This window comes from Paenibacillus forsythiae T98, assembly GCF_000520735.1.
Classification (GTDB): Bacteria; Bacillota; Bacilli; order Paenibacillales; family Paenibacillaceae; genus Paenibacillus_AQ; species Paenibacillus_AQ forsythiae.
The window spans coordinates 1-6471 of the sequence record NZ_ASSC01000168.1 but is presented as its reverse complement, the minus strand read 5'-3'; the positions used below and the strand labels follow the sequence as shown (position 1 = coordinate 6471).

Below are 6471 nucleotides of genomic sequence, written 5' to 3'. Positions count from 1 at the left end.
GCTGATCGAACGCGTCGGAATCACTTCGATCTTCGTGACGCATGACCAGGACGAGGCAATCGAAGTGGCCGACGAGATTATGATTATCAACCAGGGCCGTCTCGAACAGAAGGGTACGCCGTGGGATATTTACAAGGAGCCGAAGACAACGTTCGTGGCGACCTTTATCGGCGAGTCGACTCTGATCGAGAATGCGGGCGAGCTGAAAGGGTTCAAGTCGACCGAAGGCAGCCAGCCTACCAAGGCGCTGATCCGTCCGGAGTATATTGAGGTAGGAGACCGCGAGGAGTTCGACATGGCTTCTGCAACCGAGAAGGGCATCGTCAAGCATTTGCAATTCCGGGGCAGTGAATGGCTGGTTGAGGTGGAAGTGAACGGTCACAAGCTGGTTACCTACCGTTCGCTGGAGAAGGAGACGCTGCAGGTAGGGCAAGAGCTTGCCGTGCTGGTGCACCGCGCCTATTTGTTCAACGACGAGCGCAGCTGGATTCAGGAGAACAGCCTGAAGGAAGATCCGATGCCAGTTTACATTTAAGATCATATCAGAACTCCCCTCAAAGTCATCGCCAGCGAGCTTATGAAGCGCCGGAATTGCTTTGGGGGGGATTTTTTATCAGGAATGAGGCTTGGGATGAAGCATTTCAAAAGGAGCAGACAACTGCACGGATGGCTTGCCGTATTGCTGCTGGCGCTGGCGATCTCCGGCTGCGGAGGCGAAGGAAACCGCACGGCGGACTTGGCGGGAGCAGGCGGTACGACTTTAGTAATTGGCTCTTACAGCGTGGCCAAGGACGCGGTGGAGGAGATTTTGCCGCTGTTTGCGAAAGAATGGAAGAATGAAACCGGACGTACGATAACGTTCCAGCAGTCGTATGAGGCATCGGGAACTCAGGCCCGGGCGATTGCCGGGGGATTCGAGGCTGATGTGACGCTTCTCGCGATGGAAGGCGATGTCGATAAGCTCGTCGACGCAGGGCTGGTGAAGCCGTCCTGGAAGGAACGGAGCGGCGGCATGGTGACGCGTTCAATTGTTGTGATGGGTACGCGTGAGGGCAACCCGAAAGGGATCAAGGATTTTGCCGATTTGACGAAACCCGGCATTAAAGTGTTGTACCCCAATCCGAAGACCTCGGGCGGCGCGCAGTGGGACATCAACGCAATCTACGGCGCAGGACTGAAGCAGTCGGAGGAGAAGGAGGGCAAGAAGGACCCGGCGGCAGCCAAGAGCTTTCTGACGAGCGTGCATGCCAATGTGGAGTCGCTCGACAAGAGCGGGCGCGCTTCGATGGCGGCATTTGAGTATGGTGTCGGCGATGTGATCGTAACCTATGAGAATGAACTGCTGGCACGGATTGCCCAAGGCGTGAAGTACGAGGTGGTCATTCCCAGGGACACGATTCTGATCGAGAATCCGGCGGCGGTGGTTGATAAATACGCGGATAAGCATGGCAGCCGGGAGGCGGCCGAAGCCTTCGTGAGCTTCCTGCGGACATCTGAGGCGCAGGAGATCTTCGCCAAGCATGGTTTCCGGCCCGTAGACCAGGAAGTGTACGAGGCGAACAAGAGTCGTTTCCCTGTTCCCCCGGGATTGTTCGATATCGGCTACCTGGGCGGATGGGACAAGGTACGGAGCACGCTGTACTCGAAGCGGGGCGTATGGTATCAGGTGCTTGCGGGAATTTAAGGCGATGGAAGAGGCAGACAGTCCTTCATGAGAGGGCGGTCTGCTTTTTTTCGTGAATTGAGGGAGCTGCCGCTCCGGTTCTTCTTGCTTTCGGGACGATGGGCTTCCCGCCGTATTAGGCAGACAGCGCTTTCCTGTCTTATAATAGAGGGTAGGCAACGGAAGACAGGCTGAACTTTCCAAGTGAAATGAGAAGGGGGAGCAGAGAATGGACACATTGACGTTCCTGGGTACGGGCGACGCTATGGGTACGCCAAGAGTATATTGCGATTGTCCGGTATGCGAGGAAGCGAGAACAGGCGGGATCAATGCGCGGCTGCGGTCCTCTGTGCTGGTGGATAATGGAGACGATTTTTTCGTAATCGACTGCGGGCCGGACTGGCGGCGGCAGATGGAATCGCTGAATATTCGAGTCATGCGCAGGCTGCTGGTGACCCATGGTCACTTTGACCATATCGGCGGCCTTCCGGAATGGGCGGATGCCTGCCGCTGGACGGGAATCAGGGGAGAGCTGTATGCGCCGGCGGAGGTCCTCCCTATTATTTTGCGGCAGTATCCGTGGCTGGGCAACCAAATTGAGATGATTCCTCTGGATGACGGGATCACGCTGGACGGCTGGCAAATCGCCACCTGGAGGGTGAACCACGGCAAGAACGGCTACTCCTACGCATTCAGGCTGGACAAGAACGGCTATGCCTGGGTGTATTGCCCGGATTCGATTTCCTTGGGGGAGGAGGAGACCCGGTTAATGCGGGAAGCGGATCTGCTGGTGCTGGGTACTAGCTTTTACTACGAGGAAGCCGAGCTGTCCACCCGTTCCGTCTATGATATGACCGAGGCGGCGGTGCTGCTTGCAGGTGTGCGGCCGCGCCGCGCCGTATATACGCATATGTCGCATGATGTGGATCTCAGGAAGACTTACGAGCTGCCGGACAATGTGGAGCTTGGCTATGCGGGCAAGACCGTGCCACTGGGGAGACGGGTTGAAGAATGACACTTGGGCCCGCAGCTCAAGACGGATTGGGGTTAAAATGGAAGCCCGTTTCGACCTGAGAAGGGACAGATATTAGGTTTTGCATGGGGAAAACAAAACATAGATTTAACAGGGGCCGTCACATTCGTGTGATGGTTTTATTCTTTTTCTCGAATAAATATCCATAAAGAACCAAGGATTCTAGTTAAATCATTTACATTATTAATTACGCAAAATTTAAATATTAGCCTTTTTACAGACTGTCTAGTGTGCCCGAAATTGAAACAATGCTAAGGTGTGATTAAATCTGACAAGCCGGATTCCTGGGGCAGCTTAACTGACATGAAGGGGAAACGAGCTGTCAGCCTAATTTTCAGACAAAAAGGGGGAAAGGTCGGACAAAGGGTCATTGTCAGTCATTGTTGCTTGCTAAATCATCATAATAGGAGGCTAGTTGATAAAGATGAAACGGATGAGAACATTCTGGTTGTATTTGCTGGTGACTGTGATGATTGTGGTGCTGTCAGCATGCGGCCAATCGGACAATACAGACAACGCCTCCGGCAACGCGGGTAATGCGGGCAACGGGGGGCAAAAGCAAGTGGAGCTTTCATTCATGACAACCTGGTCGGAATCCGACCCGTTTACAGGCGTCTATTATAAAAATGCAATGGCTTTCGAGAAGGCCAATCCGGATATCAAGCTGGATATTGAGACCATCCCTTACAATGATTATCCTGTCAAATTAAATACAACGGCGGCCGGGGGCAATCTGCCGGACCTGATTCTGATGATCGGCGGAGGCTCCATGTTCGAACAGATCGCCCGTTCCGGCTCGCTGATGCCGATTGACGACATGATGGGCAACTGGAAGGAAGATTTTTTGCCAGCCTCGAAAATCAAGGAATTTAACGTCGATGGCAAGCAGTACGGGATTCCGGGCGAGATTTCATACGCTACTGTGATTTATTACAACAAAAAAATAATGAAGGACGCGGGTTATACCGAGTTTCCGAAGACGTATGAAGCCTTCAAAGCGATGGTGAAGGATCTCAAGGCCAAAAATATTACTCCGATTTCCTATGGCAATAAAACGGGCAGCGTCCTGCTGGCGTCGCTCCTTTCGCCTCTTAACGAAAGGATTTCCGGCTCCGGTCTGTACGAGGAGATCAAGTCGGGCAAGCAGAAGTTTACCGATACGGAATTTATGACCGCTCTGAAGGATATCAAGGAGCTGTCCGATATGGGAGCCTTCAATGTTGACCTGAACAGTATTGATAACGTGCAGGCCACCAATCTGTTCCTCTCCGGAAAATCTGCAATGTATATTGACGGCAGCTGGGGAGCGAAGCAAATTTCCAAGGACAAAGCCGCCGATTTTGAAGTAGGCTTTGCCCTGTTCCCGCAAATCGAGGGCGGCAAGGGCAGCATGTCCGCCATGCCTGCCGCGACCAATCAGGGGGTCGTCCTGAACGCGAAGCTGGATGATGCCAAAAAGGCGGCTGCCGAGAAATTCCTGCAATTCATGTACAGCAAGGAGTCGTACCAAAATATTATTCGCGACGGCAATATGGTTCCGGCCAATGTGGAAACACCGGCGGATGTCGATCCTTTGTTCAAGGAGATGACCGGCACATTTGCCGGTATTAAGGAAATTGCTCCGGTATATGACGTTGCGATGCCTGCTACCGTAGTCACGGCAACCAAGAATGGCCTTCAGGGACTGACAACTCCAGGCGGAACCACTCCTGAGGCAGTAGCGGATTCACTTCAGAAGGAATTAGGCCAATAAGATGTTCTTCGGGCGAAGGGCTGAGCCTGGCTCTTCGCCTTCAATTTTACCGGAGGTACTGCACATGCAGATTTTTCTTCGCCATAAATGGATAATAGCGGCGGGGCTTATTCCAGCTATAGCCATATACACGATGTTCTCGATCTATCCGATTCTGAGCTCAGTCTATTACTCGTTTTTCAAATGGGACGGTTTCTCGCCGAAGCAGTGGTACGGACTCCAGAATTATGCCAATTTGATCGAAGACGGGGTATTCTGGCAATCCATCCGCAATAATCTTTATTTCGTGCTCTTCTCGGTATTGGGGGAAATTCCGCTTGGCCTGTATCTTGCCATGATGCTGCACGGGAAGCTGTTTCGGAGAGATGGCATTTTCAGAACCGTCTTCTTCATGCCCGTGGTGATATCGACCATTGTCGTCTCCCTGATCTGGAATATGTTCTACAATTACCAATTTGGACTTGTCAATACGGCGCTTCGGGCCGTCGGCCTCGATGATTGGGCCCAGAACTGGCTTGGCAATCCGAAGCTTGCTATTTTCGTGCTGTGTATTGTTGTCGTCTGGCAGTACACCGGGTTGTACATGGTCATCTTTCTGGCCGCGCTGCAAAATGTGCCGTCGGAGGTGCTGGAAGCAGCGGAGCTGGATGGGGCTGTCGGCATCAAAAGAACCTGGAACATCGTGGTGCCGATCATTGCGGACACGATTTTTGCTTCGGTGGTGCTATGTATAAGCGGAGCGCTTCGCGCGTTCGATTTGATCTATGTCATGACGAACGGAGGACCCAGCCATTCCACGGAAGTTGGCGCTACGTATATGTTCTCCCAAACGTTCAGCTCGATGAAGTACGGATACGGAAGCGCTATTTCTACAGCCATTATCATTATCAGCTTTGGCCTGATTATTATAAGCCAGTTCATTTTGCGATCTGTGAAGAGGTGATTCTTCTAAAATGGAACAACGACTGCGGCCCAAACGGTCCCTATCGGCCCAGATCCACCGTCTGGTGCTCCTGCTGCTGCTTGTCATCAATATCTATCCTCTGCTCTGGATGGTTCTCAATTCGCTGAAAACCGAGCAGGAGTTGACCGCGAATCCGTTCGGAATCGCCCGACAGCCGGTCTGGAGCAACTATGTCGAAGCCTGGAAGGTAGCGAAGCTGGGTCCGTATCTGTTGAACAGTATTATCGTTACACTGTCTGCGGTAGTGCTTACGCTGCTGGTCGGAGCATTGGCCGCATTTTTTCTGAGCCGGTTTGAGTTCAAATCCAAAGGCTTCCTGCTCGTCTACTTCACCTTTGGCATGCTGATCCCGATTCACGCGACCCTCGTTCCCTTGTTCATTGAGATGCGGACCCTGAATCTGATGGATAACCGGTTGACCTTGCTCCTGCCTTATACTGCCTTTAATCTGCCAATTACGATATTCATTCTTGCCGGTTTCATGAATGCCTTCCCGAAGGAAGTGGAGGAGGCCGGCATTATGGATGGTTGTAGCGTCATGGGCATTTTCGGGAGGCTGATTCTTCCCATGCTGACGCCCGCGCTCGCCACGGCTTTTATCATCAATTTTCTGAATAACTGGAACGAGTTCTCCTTCGCGCTGGTGCTGATTACCGACGGTGCTTTAAAGACGCTTCCGATCGGCCTGGCCAGCTTTGCCGGTCAGTACAACCGCAGCTACACGCTGCAAATGGCGGGGTTGACCATCGTTCTGGTGCCCACGCTCCTGTTCTATCTTTCGGTGCAGAAATATCTGACCGCCGGAATGACCGCCGGAGCGGTCAAAGGATAACGGACGTCCGGTTACAGATCAAGCTTGGGGTGAACACAATCATGAAGCGAAAAATAATACTGGATTGCGATCCCGGGCATGATGACGCGATTGCGATCCTGGTCGCTGCGGCGCATCCCGGCCTAGAGCTGCTCGCCATCACCACGGTAGCCGGCAACGCCGATTTGGGGAAGACAACGCTTAACGCGCTCAAGGTATGCGAAATTGCGGGACTGAGCGGGGTGCC

7 protein-coding genes are annotated in these 6471 nt (G+C 52.8%); all 7 read left to right on the top strand.

The annotated features are described in order from the left end of the window. Positions 1–535, top strand: a 535-nt coding sequence (locus L692_RS0106265; RefSeq protein WP_025698183.1) for a TOBE domain-containing protein, incomplete at its 5' end; no start/stop codon positions are given. Positions 536–631: 96 nt separating this feature from the next. Continuing rightward, positions 632–1684 (top strand): sulfate ABC transporter substrate-binding protein, encoded by a 1053-nt coding sequence (locus tag L692_RS0106260; RefSeq protein WP_084463099.1) that lies wholly within the window; start codon positions 632–634, stop codon positions 1682–1684. A 208-nt stretch (positions 1685–1892) separates the two neighbouring features. Then, complete coding sequence (locus L692_RS0106255) at positions 1893–2678, top strand: MBL fold metallo-hydrolase (protein ID WP_025698180.1); 786 nt, start codon at positions 1893–1895, stop codon at positions 2676–2678. 442 nt (positions 2679–3120) lie between these two features. Next, positions 3121–4449, top strand: a complete 1329-nt coding sequence (locus tag L692_RS0106250) for an extracellular solute-binding protein (RefSeq protein ID WP_025698178.1) — start codon at positions 3121–3123, stop codon at positions 4447–4449. Positions 4450–4513: 64 nt separating this feature from the next. After that, complete coding sequence (locus L692_RS0106245) at positions 4514–5392, top strand: carbohydrate ABC transporter permease (protein ID WP_025698177.1); 879 nt, start codon at positions 4514–4516, stop codon at positions 5390–5392. A gap of 10 nt (positions 5393–5402) precedes the next feature. Further along, complete coding sequence (locus L692_RS0106240; RefSeq protein WP_025698176.1) at positions 5403–6245, top strand: carbohydrate ABC transporter permease; 843 nt, start codon at positions 5403–5405, stop codon at positions 6243–6245. Between the two features lie 38 nt (positions 6246–6283). Next, positions 6284–6471 (top strand): nucleoside hydrolase (locus L692_RS27925; protein WP_198027712.1); only part of this gene is annotated, 188 nt, incomplete at its 3' end.